The organism is Mammaliicoccus sp. Dog046 (genome assembly GCF_034039665.1).
Lineage (GTDB): Bacteria > Bacillota > Bacilli > Staphylococcales > Staphylococcaceae > Mammaliicoccus.
On the sequence record NZ_CP120131.1, the window covers coordinates 1,301,525 to 1,317,254 of the forward strand.

Genomic DNA, 15,730 nt, shown 5'->3' on the forward strand with positions numbered 1-15,730 from the left:
ATTTGTTGATCAATATCAACAAATAAGGTTTTTTGAATTAAGCAAAATATTTAATTAATCCTTCTTTGTTTAAATGATTACTTAGTCCTACTAATAGTTTTAGTCGTGCTTTTTGACCATTTAAACCATTAGATAAGATAATCCCCATTTGTTGTAACTGATATCCGCCACCGTCATAGGCATATGTACCTTCTACAACGCCATTAAATGATCTTGAGACCATAACTACAGGTATTTGCGCCGTTAGTACATTATTGATACCCTCTAAAGCTGTTGGAGGCATGTTACCTTGTCCAAGTGCTTCTATGATGACGCCATCATATTGTTGTTCTACTAAGAAATTGAAAATGTCACTAGATAAATCCATATGTGCTTTTATAATCGCAATTTTAATTGAAGGATCAATTTCTGGTAATTTACGATTATGGAAAGGCTGATGATGGAACGTAACATTAGTTTTCGTAACACTGCCTATTGGTCCATAATTTGGACTTTGGAAGGTACTTGTATTTGAAGTATGTGTTTTAGTAACATTCTTCGCTGTGTGAATCTCATCATTAAATACAACCATGACACCCTTGTTTTTCGCATCTTCGGATGAAGCAACCTTAAGTGCGGAAACATAGTTGTATAAGCCATCAGAACCAATTTCATTTGAAGAACGCATTGCACCAGTTAAAATGATTGGCAATTCTGTATCTAGCGTTAAATCTAGCAAATATGCTGTTTCTTCTAATGTGTCTGTACCATGTGTAATTACGAAGGCATCATATTCATTATTTTCGATAGATTGGCTAATAATGTCTTTTAATTTGATGATATATTCATTGTTCATATGTGGAGAAGGTACTTGAAATGGATTAATTTCGGTAATATCCCCTAAAGATTGAATGAATGCTTGATGTCTGTACATTGGATGTTCTTCATTTGTTTCTACTTTACCTGTATCTTTGTCTTCTGACATACTGATTGTGCCACCTGTATGTATCACTAATATTCTCTTCATTTCTTTCCTCCTATTCATATGTTTATAATTTATGATAAAATATATAAGATTAAAGAACAAGAGAGGTTATTAAAATGAAAAAAATAAATATTGCAATAGATGGACCAGCAGCAGCTGGAAAGAGTACAATTGCTAAACTTGTAGCAGAACGTTTTAAAATGATATATGTGGATACTGGTGCGATGTATAGAGCGATTACACTTTATTACATAGAACAAGCAACTGAAGATTTTGACCGTCTTGTTAAAGAAATTGATTTGAAAATTGTTTTAAAAAATGGACAACGTGTATTATTAAATGGTAGAGATGTATCTGAAAGAATTAGAGAAAACGATGTTACTGAAAAAGTATCATACGTTGCTTCTAAAGAACCTGTAAGATCTTTTCTAGTAGATGAACAACAAAGATTAGCAGACGAAAAGAATGTCGTTATGGATGGTAGAGATATTGGAACTACTGTATTACCAGACGCAGAATTAAAGGTTTATATGATTGCTTCAGTAGAAGAACGTGCACAAAGAAGATTGAAAGATAATGAATTAAGAGGCATTGAATCAGACCTAGAAAGTTTGAAACTTGATATTGAACGTCGTGATCAGTACGACATGAATAGAGAGATTTCACCTCTAGTTAAAGCAGTTGATGCAATCAGTATTGATACAACTGGATTATCAATTGAAGAAGTAACAAATGAGATTGTTGCTTTAGCAAAAGATAAAATGGTGTAAATAGTACGAATTTCTTGACAATTTAGCTTCTTTATAAGAAGTTAATAATATGAAATTTATTTAAAGGAGGCAATTTTGATGACGGAAGAATTCAACGAATCCATGATAAATGAAGTGCAAGAAGGTGACAAAGTAAAAGGTACTGTGCAACAAATAGAAGATAAGCACGTAGTGGTGCACATAGTAGGTGGTAAATTTGATGGCATCATACCAATTAGCCAACTGTCAACTCAACACATCGAAACAGCTAATGAAGTCGTCAATATTGGTGACGAAATAGAAGCCTTTGTAACAAAAATAGAACAAAACGAAGAAAGTGGTCACTATATACTTTCTAAACGTCAATTAGATGAAAATCTATCATATGAAAAATTACAAGAAATATTAGAAAAAGATGAAGTCATTAGTGCTGAAGTAACTGAAGTAGTTAAAGGCGGTTTAGTTGTTGATGCTGGTATACGCGGATTTATTCCTGCGTCTTTAATCTCAGTAAATTATATAGATGATTTCTCTGATTACTTAGGTAAAGTGTTAGATCTTAAAGTTGAAGAATTAGATCAAACAAACAATCGAGTAATTTTAAGTCATAAAAAAGTAGAACAAGAAGCATTAAGTTCTAAAAAAGAAGAATTATTAAATAACATTTCTCAAGGAGATGTGTTAGAAGGTAAAGTCGCACGTTTAGCAAACTTCGGTGCATTTATTGATTTAGGTGGCGTAGATGGTTTAGTACATGTTTCTGAAATTTCTCACGATCATGTGAAGACACCTGAAGAAGTTGTTAAAGTCGGCGATAAAGTTAAAGTTAAAGTGCGCGCAGTTGATAGAGAAGCTGAACGTATTTCATTATCAATAAAGGATACTTTACCAAGTCCATTTGAACAAATTGATTCACAATTTAATGTTGGTGACATTGTTCCAGGTAAAGTAGTACGATTAGCACAATTCGGTGCATTTGTAGAAATCGCAAACGGTATTCAAGGTTTAGTGCATATTTCACAAATTAGCCATGAGCATATTGGTAACCCTGAAGAAGTTTTAGAAAAAGGTCAAGACGTACAAGTTAAAATATTAGCAATTGATAAAGATGATCAACGTGTTTCATTATCAATAAAAGATACAATCGAACAAGAAAATGATTATGATGAATCATACTTAAATCAAGAAGACAATGATGAAGATAATCCAACTTTAGGTGATGTATTTGGAGATAAATTAAAAGACTTTAAATTAAAGTAATTTAAAAATATTAAACCTGAGATATAACTTGCTCAATTATCAAACAGCTCTCATTATAAAGGTGAATCCTAATAATGAAAGCTGTTTTTATTTGAAATGTAATACAGTCCTTTTAATTTCATAGGCTAATCAGTGATGTTATGTTAAAATAAAAAAGATTATGAATGAGAGGAAGACGGTTTATGACGAAACCCATTATAGCAATTGTAGGTAAGCCTAATGTAGGGAAATCTACAATTTTTAATAGAATTATTGGTGAACGCGTATCAATAGTTGAAGATACACCAGGTATAACAAGAGATAGAATATATTCAAGTGGTGAATGGTTAACACATGATTTTAATTTAATTGATACAGGTGGTATTGATTTAGGAGATGAACCATTCCAACAACAAATTAGAGCACAAGCAGAAGTAGCCATTGATGAAGCGGATGTTATTATCTTTATGGCTAACGGTAGAGAAGGTGTAACGCAAGCAGATGAAATGGTTGCGAAAATACTATACAAATCTAATAAACCTGTCGTACTAGCTGTAAATAAAATCGACAATCCTGAAATGAGAAGTGAAATTTATGATTTCTATTCATTAGGATTCGGTGAACCATTCCCTATCTCGGGATCACATGGTTTAGGACTTGGAGATTTATTAGACGAAGCTGCAAAACATTTTCCTGAAGATGACGAACCTGATTACGATGACGAAACAATTAGATTATCTCTAATAGGTAGACCAAACGTTGGTAAATCAAGTTTAATCAATGCCATTTTAGGTGAAGATAGAGTCATTGTTTCACCAATAGCAGGAACAACAAGAGATGCAATTGATACACTATATACTTATGACGAACAAGAATATGTGATGATTGATACTGCTGGTATGCGTAAGAAAGGTAAAGTTTATGAAAGCACTGAAAAATATTCAGTCTTAAGAGCTTTAAAAGCAATCGAAAGATCAAATGTTGTACTTGTCGTGATTGATGCTGAAGAAGGTATCATCGAACAAGACAAAAAGGTTGCCGGATATGCTCATGAAGCAGGTAAAGCAATTATTATTGTCGTGAATAAGTGGGATACAGTAGAAAAAGATTCTAAGACAATGAAGAAATTCGAAGAAAAAGTTCGAGATAACTTCCAATTCTTAGACTATGCGCCAATCGCATTTGTTTCAGCATTAGAAAAATCACGTTTAAAAACATTATTCCCATTAATCACAATGGCGAATGAAAACCATAGAAAACGTGTTCAAAGCTCAACATTAAATGAAGTTATTACAGATGCAGTAGCTATGAATCCGACACCAACTAGTAATGGTCAACGATTAAACATTTTCTATGCAACTCAAGTTGCTATACAGCCTCCTACATTTGTAGTGTTTGTAAATGATGTAGAACTAATGCATTTCTCATATAAACGTTTCTTAGAAAACAGAATAAGAGATGCATTCGGATTTGAAGGTACGCCTGTTCATTTAATTTCAAGAAAAAGAAACTAATTGCAAAGGAATGATGACAATGACAAATATAACGGTGTTTGGTACAGGAAGTTGGGGTACTGCTTTAGCAAATGTGTTAGCAGATAACCAACATAGTGTATTAATGTGGGGTAAAACTGAAGAAACAATTAATGATATTAATAACAATCATATGAATAGTAAATACTTAAAGGATATCGTTTTTAATGAAAACATAAAAGCAACGACAGAGTTGAAAGACGCTGTACATCATGCTTCTATATACATTATTGCCGTACCTACAAAAGCAATTCGTGAAGTAACTGAAAACATTAACCAAATTGCTTATGGTAAAAAAGTATTTATTCATGTTTCTAAAGGAATTGAACCAGGCACATTCAAACGTATCTCTGAAATGATTGATGAGTCTATTGATTCTAAAATTAATGGAGGTATTGCCGTATTATCAGGTCCAAGTCATGCTGAAGAAGTTGCCATTAAACATCCAACTACTGTTTCAGTTTCTTCTGTGAATAATGAAGTAGCAAAACTTGCACAAGACTTATTTATGACTGATTATTTCCGTGTATATACTAATAATGATTTAGTTGGTATTGAAATCGGTGGTGCCCTTAAAAATATTATCGCACTTGCTGCTGGTATTACTGATGGTATTGGCTATGGAGATAATGCTAAAGCAGCGTTAATTACTAGAGGTTTAGCTGAAATTACACGTTTAGGTGTAAAAATGGGTGCAGATCCAATGACATTCCTAGGTCTTGGTGGAATAGGTGACTTAATCGTAACTTGTACATCTGTTCATTCACGAAATTGGAAATGTGGAAATATGTTAGGTCAAGGGGCGACTTTAGACGAAGCATTAGAAGAAATGAACATGATTGTTGAAGGTGTAAGAACGACAGAAGCAGCATACAACTTAGCAAAAGAATATGATGTAGAAATGCCAATTACATCTAGCTTATATAGAGTGTTATTCGAAGATTATCCTGTTTCTGAAGGTGTTAAAGAACTAATGGAAAGAGACAAAAAGTCAGAGAATATTTAAGCAAGAGGGGTATTTAAATGTTTGATATTTCAAGAATGGATTTAATGTGGGTATCATTTTATTCAATTGGATTTATGATATTAGCCATGATACTCGTTTATTTATCAAGATTTAAATTAAAAAACAGAATACTAAGTAGTATAACTATGGTACTTGCTGTTATTTCATTAATAGCAGCTGGTATCTTTATGATTGTCGTATTAGGTGGTTCAAGTCATGCTTAAATATAAGAAGATAATATCACTCATTATAATATGTACGACTTTCCTAAGTGCCTGTGCTTTTCCTGATAAAGAAAAGGCGGAAAATCAAGTACCTGCTAAAGATCAACTTAACATGGTTCAAACCGCAGTTGATGAATACCATAAGTCAAACCAAGGTTTGTTGCCAATAAAAGAACGAAATGATAGTTATTCAATTTATTTAAAACACCCTGTAGATTTTAATAAATTAAAACCGAAATTTTTATCTCAATTGCCTGGCAATTCATTTGAAAATGGTGGCATTTATCAATATGTCATTATGAATGTAGATAAAGATCCAACCGTGAATTTAATTGATTTAAGAACTTCAGAAGTTTTAAAAGATATTAGAATACGTATAGACGCAAGTGGAAAACCATTACAACTTGGTAAGAAAGTCGCGCCTAATGTATACGAAATTGAATATAAGAAATATGGTTTCAAGAAAAAACCAACAGTTCCAAGTCCATATAGTAACGAACGCCTACCAGTATATATGAATGGTGGTAATGACTTTGTCATTGATTATCGATTGGACTTAGCAAAAGCAATTAAAAAGGAAAAAAATCTTCCGAAGCCTGGAACGGATATTCGATACTTATTGTATAAGGATTCTCCAATATTGCCGGCTTATTCACCTGAATTTACAATTAATGACAAAAATGAACCTATTTTTAAATCAAAAGTGAAAAAATATTAATAAAAATAGAGAAAATGCTGATTTATGGCCTTTAAATCGTTGCAGTGACAGTAGTTGTTGTGTTAAAGTCTTATCATAATGGTATTTATACATATCATTAGATAACCTTTTGGGAGGTGAAATTGAAATGAACAAAACAGAATTAATCAATTCAGTAAGTGAGAAAGCTAATTTAACTAAAAAAGAAGCCGGTCTTGCTGTAGACGCAGTGTTCGAATCAATTCAAAAATCTTTATCTGACGGTGAAAAAGTTCAACTAATTGGTTTCGGTAACTTCGAAGTACGCGAAAGAGCTGCTCGTAAAGGACGTAACCCACAAACTGGTAAAGAGATTGATATCCCTGCAAGCAAAGTTCCAGCTTTTAAAGCAGGTAAAGCATTAAAAGATGCTGTTAAATAATTAAACGCATCAATGCCTTTCTAAAAGGCAAAGACTGTCAATAAGGTCATTGGACTTTATTGACAGTCTTTTTTATATGTTTTGTTAACTCTGCATTTTCATTTCATATCACTTAGTGTTAAGATATATAGGTGATAATATTGAGGTGATAAGATGGATACGATTGAAAAAATTTATAATAAAGAAATTGCAAATTTATTAAAGGGCGTTAAAAACAGCCAAATCCCAGCAACTAATCCTATTATTGCTAAAGCATTAAATGATATCCCAGTCGATACATATGCAAAATTGGCTACTTTATCTATTGATGCCTCAATGCGCTTTTTGGATCAAATTGGAGAAAGTAACGTCTCTTATCAAAATATATTAATTGGTGATCTTGTAAGTGCATATTTTTATAAATGTGCCACTTTAAATCAAGACTTACAATTTTTAGATGTAATGACACAGGCAATCAGTAAACAAAATGAACTTAAACAAACATTACAGCATGAAATTGGTATTGATAAAGAAACATTAATTAAAGACATAGAATCAATTTTTATAATCACAATGATCGATTACTATAATATTGATTTTAATAAAGACCAAATAAAAGAAGAAATCTTCGCACATTACAATTAAAGAACAATATTTTTAAATTTAAAGGAATGAATATAAATTGGATAATAAATCTAAGTCAGAACATGTACATGATGTTTTTCAAAATATTTCAGGTAAGTATGATACATTAAACAATATCATTAGCTTTGAACAACATAAACGTTGGCGCAAATATACAATGAAACAAATGAACGTTCAACCAGGATCAAAAGCTTTGGACGTTTGTTGTGGTACAGCAGATTGGACAATACAATTGAGTCACGCAGTTGGTCCATACGGAGAAGTAGTAGGTATAGATTTCAGTGAAAACATGCTTGAAGTCGGTAAAGAAAAAACTGATAATATGGCAAATATACATTTGATACATGGAGATGCAATGCAACTTCCATTCGAAGATAATGAATTTGATTACGTTACAATTGGATTTGGCCTAAGAAATGTGCCAGACTATAAGCATGTACTTAGCGAATTAAAAAGAGTAGTAAAACCAGGTGGTATGGTAGTATGTCTAGAAACGAGTCAACCTACATTACCAGTATTCAAACAGCTATATAAGTTTTACTTTAAAAATATCATGCCGTTATTCGGTAAGTTATTTGCAAAATCATTAAAGGAATATAATTGGTTACAAGAATCTGCTGAAAGTTTTCCTGGTAAAAAGGAACTAGCCGAAATGTTCGCCGATGTTGGTTATGAAAGAATTAAAGTTAAAAGCTTTACCGGTGGCGTTTCAGCAATGCATTTAGCTTATAAACCTAAATAACAAGGTGATTACATGTATGACAAGACAAAAATTCATTTAAATAGAGAAGTTAAAGAAATAGAAAAAGAAATTAATAAGTATATTGATAGTGATCAGAAGACAATCAATGAAGCTTGCCAATACTTACTTTCATCGGGTGGTAAACGCATAAGACCATTATTCACTTTAATTGCGAGTCAATTTGGTAACAGCTACTCTAAGGATGTCATTACTATTGCAACAACACTTGAGCTCATCCACATGGCTAGCCTAGTTCATGATGATGTAATTGATAAAAGTGATAAACGTAGAGGAAATCCAACAATTGCAAAAAAGTGGGATGTCCAAACTGCAGTATTAACAGGCAATTATTTACTGTCTCAATCTTTAAATGCTGTTAGTACGATTGAACATCCTAAACTACATGAACATTTGGCGAATGGTATTTTGGAAGTGTGTATAGGCGAGTTGTTTCAATTTGAAGACCAATTTGTTTCTAATCAATCCATCACAAACTATTTACGACGTATAAAACGTAAAACGGCACTGTTAATATCTTTATCAACTCAACTAGGTGCATATAGTGCTAGAGCAGATGAAGAAACTGTCAATAAATTGACGAAAATTGGTTACTACATTGGTATGAGTTATCAAATTGTTGATGATATATTAGATTTTACAAGTAGTGAAAAGAAACTCGGTAAACCTGTTGGATCAGATTTAAGAAATGGTCATTTGACTTTACCTGTCTTATTGAGAATGAAACAGTCACCTCAATTTAAAAATCGTATTAATGAACTCAATGCTCAAAGTTCAGATGAAACTTTTGATGCGCTGGTTGATGAAATTATTACTTCACCTGAATTACAAAAAGCAAAATCAGTAAGTAATCAATATTTACATAAAGCAGAAAAGCTCATTGATTCTTTAGACAATGATTTCGGCAAAAAAATGTTGCGCGAAATTATTAGTAAAATTAGTGATAGAAACCATTAGAAAGCGCTTGCAAGTATATCATTACAGTGATAAACTTATTTTGGATTTACTAAAACAAAGGTAGGGATTACGTAATGGAAAGAACTTTTTTAATGATTAAACCTGATGCAGTACAAAGAAATTTAATCGGTGAAGTAATTACAAGAATTGAAAGTAAAGGATTAAAACTTGTAGCTGCTAAGTTATATCAAGCTGACGAAGAATTAGCTAAAGAACATTATGCTGAACATGTAGAGAAACCATTCTTTAATAAACTTGTAAACTTTATAACTTCAGGACCAGTATTTGCAATGGTAGTTGAAGGTAAAGATGTCGTAGAAGTAACAAGAACAATCGTTGGTACAACAAACCCTACGCAAGCATCACCTGGAACTATTAGAGGCGATTATGGTATCGATTTAGGTAGAAATGTAATTCACGGATCAGATTCAAATGAATCAGCTGAACGTGAAATTGGTTTATGGTTCAAAGAATCTGAACTGATTGATTATAAACTAAATAATGAAATATGGGTTTACGAGTAATACATATTAAGGAATAGTTCAACAAAAATTTTGTTGAACTATTCCTTTCTTTTTGTTAATTTAACGCGTTAAATATGATATGATTAGTCTTATATTTATATAACAGTAGGGAGAGATAATATGCGTTACTTAACATCTGGTGAATCACATGGACCACAACTAACTGTCATTATAGAAGGTGTTCCAGCAAATTTAAAAATAGACGTCAATGAAATTAACGAAGAAATGTTTAAACGTCAAGGCGGTTACGGACGTGGACGTCGTATGCAAATTGAAAAAGATGCTGTTGAAATTGTTTCAGGTGTGAGACATGGTTATACATTAGGTAGCCCTATTACACTCATCGTAAAAAATGATGACTTTAAACACTGGAGGAAAATAATGGGTGCAGATCCATTAACTGAAGAAGAATTAGATAATATGAAACGCGTAATAACTAAACCTCGTCCCGGACATGCAGATTTGGTTGGCGGTATGAAATACAATCATAGAGATTTAAGAAATGTACTTGAGCGTTCTTCAGCTCGAGAAACAGCGGCAAGAGTTGCAGTAGGTGCAGTTTCTAAAATACTATTAAAAGAACTTAATATTGATATTTATTCAAGAGTAATTGAAATTGGTGGCGTTAAAGACGATTTTGAATACACACTTGATGAAGTGAAAGAGAACATCGATCATAATGATGTGCGTTGTATCAATGATGATGTCGCACAAAAAATGAGAGACAGAATTGATGAAGCGAAAAAAGATGGCGATTCAATTGGTGGAATCGTTGAAGTTGTCGTAGAAAATATGCCAGCAGGAATCGGTAGCTATGTTCATTACGACCGTAAACTTGATGGTAGATTATCTCAAGCAGTTGTTAGTATTAATGCTTTCAAAGGTGTAAGTTTTGGTGAAGGATTCAAAGCAGCTGAAAAACCAGGAAGCGAAATACAAGACGAAATTGCTTACGATAATGAACTAGGTTACCATCGCTTATCAAATCATCTTGGTGGACTAGAAGGTGGTATGTCTAATGGTATGCCAATTGTAATTAATGGTGTAATGAAACCAATACCTACACTTTATAAACCTTTAAATTCTGTAGATATAGATTCTAAGGAAAGCTTTAAAGCGACAATCGAACGTTCAGATAGTTGTGCAGTTCCTGCAGCAAGTGTTGTATGTGAGCACGTTATTGCATTTGAAATTGCAAAAGCACTAACTGAAGAATATCAGTCAAATCATATCGACCAATTACAAGAAGCGATTCAGAATCATCGTAATTGGAATTTGAACTTCTAGGTGATGAAATGAAATTCGAAACGACATATAAAGATAATAACTATCCTATAATATTAAAACAAAATGCTTTAGCTGAATTGAAACATTACTTAAAAGAAAATGAACAAAATATCGTTTTAATTGATCAAGATGTTTATAGATATCATAAAGACTATATTAAAGAACATCTAGGTCAACTTGATATTAAATATTTAACGATTATGAGTGGTGAAGCATGTAAACAACTCTCATACTTCGAATCTATAAGTGAAAAGCTATTATCTCTTAACATCACACGCCAATCACAATTAATTGCAATTGGCGGTGGTGCAACTGGAGATTTTGTTGGATTTTTAGCATCTACATTATTAAGAGGTCTTGATTTTATACAAATTCCAACGACATTACTTGCACATGATTCTGCAATAGGTGGAAAAGTAGGCATCAATGCATCAGTTGGTAAAAATTTAATAGGTGCCTTCCATAGACCACAAGCTGTTATTTACGACCTGAAGTTTCTTGATACACTACCACATGTTGAAGTTAGAAGTGGATATGGTGAAATATATAAACACGCAATTTTAAATGGTGAAGCAGAACAGCATAAATTAATGGATGTATACCCATCTATCAAAGAGCTCGTTCAATTAGAAGACATCGCTTCATTTTTAAAAATGGGTATAGAAACTAAATTGAAAATTGTAGTAGAAGATGAGTTTGAAGGTGGCGTACGTAAACATTTAAATTTAGGTCACACATTTGGACATGGTTTAGAATACTTAACTAAAATTGCACACGGTGAAGCTGTGATGATTGGTATACTATTCCAAAAAGTAATCAATAAAAATAAAAGTTTATATGATAACTGTGATAGTATTTTTATTTTCATCAATTATTTAAAAGAATTAGGTTATCCACTTAATATTATTAATCAAGCAGACATAGAATTGATATTTGACTATATGAAAAAAGATAAAAAGAATATTGGACAAACAATTCAAATGGTTTTACAAACCGGAGAATCATCGTTTACAATTGAATCCGTTTCTAAAGACGAAGTCATAAAAGCATTTAGCGAACTAAAAGCGCTAATAAACGATTAGAAGGAGTCCTACTAATGGAAGATGTATATAAAGTAATTGATGATATTCATATGAAAAATATCGATCAATTAGATGAAAAAGTAAATAGAGTATTGCAATCTGATGATCATGATGCGTTATTTATGCTAGGTGAAACACTATATAAATATGGTATCGTTGATCAAGGTGTAAAAATATTCGAAGAACTATATTTGTTATATCCTGATGAAAATGAATTACTTGTTTATTATATCGAGGGCCTTATCGATCAAAATGATTTAGATAGAGCACACGAAGTACTATATAACAGTCCGCCTTCAACTGAAAAGTTATTACTAGAAGCAGACTTATATCAACAACAAGGTTTATTTGAGGTCGGTATTGAGAAGCTAATCGAAGCTAAAGAAATTGAACCAGATGACATGATTATCACATTTGCGTTGGCAGAAATGTACTACTTCGATGGTCAGTATTTAAAAGCAATGACACATTATGAATCTATTACCCAAACAGGTGAAGATATTATAAATGGTATTTCAATATATGCACGTATGGCGGATGCAAGTTTACAAAGTGGTGCATATGAGGAAGCCATTCAATATTATGAAAATGTTTCTGAAATGGATATGACTGCTGAAGATTATTTCAAACAAGCAATCAGCTACCAAAAAAATGATTTAACACGTGAAGCAATTAAACAATTAGAAAAATTATTACAAAAAGACCCTGACTTTATGCAGGCATATCATTATTTACTTCAAATTCATGAATCTGAAAAAGATTATGAAAAAGCTATTGAAATCGGTAAAGAAGGTCTTCGTTTAAATGCTTATTATAAAGAATTGATGACAGATACTGCACGATTAATGTTATCTACAAATGATGAACATGGTGCAATTCTATTACAAGATGCATTAACAGTAGATCCATCATATACTGAAGCTGCCATCATATTAGCTGATTATTATCGTGAAAAAGATAATACAACTGGTCTCATTAATTTATTAACATATATAGATGAAGATGATATCGATCCAGTTGTCTCTTGGCACATTGCTTATGGATTTGGAGTAGAAGAAAGAGATAAAGAAGCACAACACTTCTTTGAACTAGCTTATCCAGACTTATCTCAAAATGTAGATTACTTAAACGATTACTACCATTATTTAATTGAAATAGGTAATATCGAACAAGCTAAAAACATTTTAGCATCAGTACGCAAACTTGATCCTGAAAATCCATATTGGGATCAAGAATTTGAAAGCTTATTATAAGTAGGGATTTTATGAACCATTCATGGCTTATTTATGAAAAGCAACGGTTTATTGAATACGTTCTTTACAAATACGACTTTAAAAACCCTGAAAGTGTTTGGATATTGAACTTACTAAAAAGTAATCCAACGTATCTTGGAAATATATCATTCGTTCGAGAAACATCTGAAGATCGTATACTTTCTATAAGTACAATACAATCAAATCAATTGCCATTATTATATTGTAAATCGAATTTTTGTATTGATAATGGTCGACAAATTTTTCATGATATACGTTTAGATACGACGCACTTAAATGTATTATTATATTTAAATCGAAGAGATGACCGCCTTAATCGATTGATGTTACTGCAAATGTTAGTTGATTTTTATGGTGAAGATAAAGACTTGAGTCTCATAAATCGAACCAGTAATCACAATATCAATCATTGGGAACATCTCATAAGAAACGAAATAGATTTAGCATTAGATCGAAATGATCAACCAACCTTTATAGAAATGTCTAAAATTTTACAATTCATTCATGAGTTGGAGGAACACTAATCATGTTATTTAATCATGTAGATTTAAAAGAATTAAAAAATAATTTAGAGTATATTGATACAGCTATTATTCCAATTGCTAATATCGATATGAATCAACAATTATTGTCTTCTTGTGATAAAAATGAAACGGTACAACTTGTAGGGATGTTAGCAGAAAAACAATTCAAAGGTAGATTGTTATTGACGCCAACATTTTTCACGAGCGATCATCACTATGAACACGTCGAACGTTTTATAGAAAGTTTAAAAGCATATGGCTTATCTCACATCATTTTATTGTCAGGAGAAAAATCAGAACTAAATTTAGATTTTGAAACATTCTCTGTGAATACAATACCTATGGGTGATTTGGATGAAGAAATGAAACGTACGCTTATAGAAGATGAAGTAAAACGATTTATGAAATTTATCATCACAACATGGAATAAATCATAATTTAGTCAAACCCCCTAAAACGGATTTTTACGTTTTAGGGGGGTTTTTATATGTGAATCACTCGTATTTTTTAGTAGTTATAAAAGCCCTTTCAATTTTTTGATTATTCTAAGAGAAATCCTTAATAATTAAAGATTTAAATTGTGACAAAGCGTTGACCGTCTGGAAATAATAGGCTAAAATTAAGTTGTCCTAGTTATAAAAGAACGATTAATAGAGGGGGGAATCTGAATGAGCCAACGTGTCACACGACGCCAATTTTTAAACTATTCATTAATGGGTGTTGGGTCATTTATGGCTGCTGGTATGATTTTACCTATGGGTAGATTTGCGCTTGATCCTGTATTTAAAGCTGATGCACAAGGTGATTTAATCGCAACAGGTGTAAAGGAGTCTGAACTTGGTAAAGAACCAATCAAAGTAGACTTTAAATTTGAACAAGAAGACGCATGGTACACAAGTGAAGTAACAGAATTTGCTTGGGTATACAAGGATGGGCAGAATATTGTAGCGTTATCACCTGTTTGTAAACATTTGGGATGCACAGTTACGTGGAATGGCGATGACTCAAATCCAAATCAATTCTATTGTCCATGTCATAATGGTCGTTATGAAAAGAATGGAAAAAATATACCAGGTACGCCACCATTGGCACCACTTGACCAATATGAAGTCAAAGTTAAAGATGGTATTATTCAAATTGGTAAAAAGCACGATAACGAGTTAGCTAAATAAGGAGGGATTAACAATGATAGATAAAATCTATGATTGGGTCGATGACAGACTTGATATTACACCAATTTGGCGAGATATTGCTGATCATGAAGTGCCAGAGCATGTTAACCCTGCTTATCACTTTTCAGCTTTCGTTTATTGTTTTGGTGGATTAACATTTTTCATTACTGTAATACAAGTATTATCAGGTATGTTCTTAACAATGTATTACGTACCAGATATCGTCAATGCTTGGAAGTCGGTTTACTATCTACAGCATGATGTTGCTGCAGGTGTAATCGTACGTGGCATGCACCATTGGGGAGCAAGTTTAGTAGTAGTCATGATGTTCTTACATACGCTACGTGTTTTCTTCACTGGATCTTATAAACAACCAAGAGAATTAAATTGGGTTGTAGGTGTTTTAATATTCTTTGTTATGCTTGGTTTAAGTTTTACTGGTTATTTATTACCTTGGGATATGAAAGCATTATTTGCAACAAAAGTAGGTCTACAAATTGCAGAATCAGTTCCAATCATTGGACCATGGGTTAAAACATTACTTGCAGGGGATGCAGAAATAGTTGGTGCTCAAACGTTAACTCGTTTCTTTGCGATACATGTATTCTTCCTACCAGCTGCACTATTCGCGTTACTGGCAGCACACTTTATAATGATCAGAAAACAAGGTATTTCAGGTCCACTATAAAATTAA

General features: G+C 32.3%; 19 protein-coding genes. 18 read left to right on the plus strand and 1 reads right to left on the minus strand.

Going from position 1 to position 15,730, the window contains the following annotated elements:
• Positions 1 to 37: 37 nt before the first annotated feature.
• Entirely contained in the window at positions 38 to 1,006 is a 969-nt protein-coding gene (locus P3U32_RS06610) for an asparaginase (RefSeq protein ID WP_323702317.1), read from the minus strand.
• A 74-nt stretch (positions 1,007 to 1,080) separates the two neighbouring features.
• Between P3U32_RS06610 and cmk the strand changes: the two genes are divergently transcribed.
• The 18 genes from cmk to qcrB all read left to right on the plus strand — a co-directional run bounded on the left by cmk (position 1,081) and on the right by qcrB (position 15,724).
• Positions 1,081 to 1,734 (plus strand): (d)CMP kinase, encoded by a 654-nt coding sequence (gene cmk, locus P3U32_RS06615; RefSeq protein ID WP_323702318.1) that lies wholly within the window; start codon positions 1,081 to 1,083, stop codon positions 1,732 to 1,734.
• Positions 1,735 to 1,812: 78 nt separating this feature from the next.
• Positions 1,813 to 2,973 (plus strand): 30S ribosomal protein S1, encoded by a 1,161-nt coding sequence (gene rpsA / locus P3U32_RS06620; protein ID WP_323702319.1) that lies wholly within the window; start codon positions 1,813 to 1,815, stop codon positions 2,971 to 2,973.
• Between the two features lie 182 nt (positions 2,974 to 3,155).
• Complete coding sequence (der, locus tag P3U32_RS06625) at positions 3,156 to 4,466, plus strand: ribosome biogenesis GTPase Der (RefSeq protein WP_323702320.1); 1,311 nt, start codon at positions 3,156 to 3,158, stop codon at positions 4,464 to 4,466.
• Between the two features lie 19 nt (positions 4,467 to 4,485).
• The gene (locus P3U32_RS06630) at positions 4,486 to 5,490 is read left to right on the plus strand and encodes an NAD(P)H-dependent glycerol-3-phosphate dehydrogenase (RefSeq protein WP_323702321.1); all 1,005 of its coding nucleotides are present in this window, start codon (positions 4,486 to 4,488) and stop codon (positions 5,488 to 5,490) included.
• 17 nt (positions 5,491 to 5,507) lie between these two features.
• A complete protein-coding gene (locus P3U32_RS06635) occupies positions 5,508 to 5,714 on the plus strand; it encodes a DUF2768 domain-containing protein (RefSeq protein ID WP_323702322.1) in 207 nt (68 codons plus the stop codon).
• Entirely contained in the window at positions 5,707 to 6,432 is a 726-nt protein-coding gene (locus P3U32_RS06640) for a YphF family lipoprotein (RefSeq protein ID WP_323702323.1), read from the plus strand. The genes P3U32_RS06635 and P3U32_RS06640 overlap by 8 nt, the downstream gene beginning before the upstream one ends.
• Before the next feature lie 127 nt (positions 6,433 to 6,559).
• Positions 6,560 to 6,832: an HU family DNA-binding protein gene (locus P3U32_RS06645; RefSeq protein WP_016912122.1), complete on the plus strand. Its 273-nt coding sequence runs from the start codon at positions 6,560 to 6,562 to the stop codon at positions 6,830 to 6,832.
• Positions 6,833 to 6,985: 153 nt separating this feature from the next.
• A complete protein-coding gene (locus P3U32_RS06650; RefSeq protein WP_323702324.1) occupies positions 6,986 to 7,456 on the plus strand; it encodes a hypothetical protein in 471 nt (156 codons plus the stop codon).
• Positions 7,457 to 7,493: 37 nt separating this feature from the next.
• Positions 7,494 to 8,198: a demethylmenaquinone methyltransferase gene (locus tag P3U32_RS06655; RefSeq protein ID WP_323702325.1), complete on the plus strand. Its 705-nt coding sequence runs from the start codon at positions 7,494 to 7,496 to the stop codon at positions 8,196 to 8,198.
• A gap of 12 nt (positions 8,199 to 8,210) precedes the next feature.
• The gene (locus P3U32_RS06660; RefSeq protein ID WP_323702326.1) at positions 8,211 to 9,173 is read left to right on the plus strand and encodes a polyprenyl synthetase family protein; all 963 of its coding nucleotides are present in this window, start codon (positions 8,211 to 8,213) and stop codon (positions 9,171 to 9,173) included.
• Between the two features lie 74 nt (positions 9,174 to 9,247).
• The gene (gene ndk, locus P3U32_RS06665; RefSeq protein ID WP_323702327.1) at positions 9,248 to 9,697 is read left to right on the plus strand and encodes a nucleoside-diphosphate kinase; all 450 of its coding nucleotides are present in this window, start codon (positions 9,248 to 9,250) and stop codon (positions 9,695 to 9,697) included.
• A 120-nt stretch (positions 9,698 to 9,817) separates the two neighbouring features.
• Positions 9,818 to 10,984, plus strand: a complete 1,167-nt coding sequence (gene aroC, locus P3U32_RS06670; protein ID WP_323702328.1) for a chorismate synthase — start codon at positions 9,818 to 9,820, stop codon at positions 10,982 to 10,984.
• Between the two features lie 8 nt (positions 10,985 to 10,992).
• Positions 10,993 to 12,066, plus strand: coding sequence for a 3-dehydroquinate synthase (gene aroB, locus P3U32_RS06675; protein ID WP_323704851.1), 1,074 nt, complete (start codon positions 10,993 to 10,995; stop codon positions 12,064 to 12,066).
• 14 nt (positions 12,067 to 12,080) lie between these two features.
• Positions 12,081 to 13,319 carry a tetratricopeptide repeat protein gene (locus P3U32_RS06680; protein ID WP_323702329.1) on the plus strand — a complete coding sequence of 413 codons (1,239 nt, stop codon included), beginning with the start codon at positions 12,081 to 12,083 and terminating at the stop codon, positions 13,317 to 13,319.
• A gap of 11 nt (positions 13,320 to 13,330) precedes the next feature.
• Positions 13,331 to 13,864 carry a YpiB family protein gene (locus tag P3U32_RS06685; protein WP_323702330.1) on the plus strand — a complete coding sequence of 178 codons (534 nt, stop codon included), beginning with the start codon at positions 13,331 to 13,333 and terminating at the stop codon, positions 13,862 to 13,864.
• Positions 13,865 to 13,866: 2 nt separating this feature from the next.
• Entirely contained in the window at positions 13,867 to 14,301 is a 435-nt protein-coding gene (locus P3U32_RS06690; RefSeq protein ID WP_323702331.1) for a DUF2487 family protein, read from the plus strand.
• Between the two features lie 231 nt (positions 14,302 to 14,532).
• Complete coding sequence (locus tag P3U32_RS06695) at positions 14,533 to 15,036, plus strand: Rieske (2Fe-2S) protein (protein ID WP_323702332.1); 504 nt, start codon at positions 14,533 to 14,535, stop codon at positions 15,034 to 15,036.
• Between the two features lie 13 nt (positions 15,037 to 15,049).
• Positions 15,050 to 15,724: a menaquinol-cytochrome c reductase cytochrome b subunit gene (qcrB, locus tag P3U32_RS06700; protein WP_016912349.1), complete on the plus strand. Its 675-nt coding sequence runs from the start codon at positions 15,050 to 15,052 to the stop codon at positions 15,722 to 15,724.
• Positions 15,725 to 15,730: the final 6 nt, after the last annotated feature.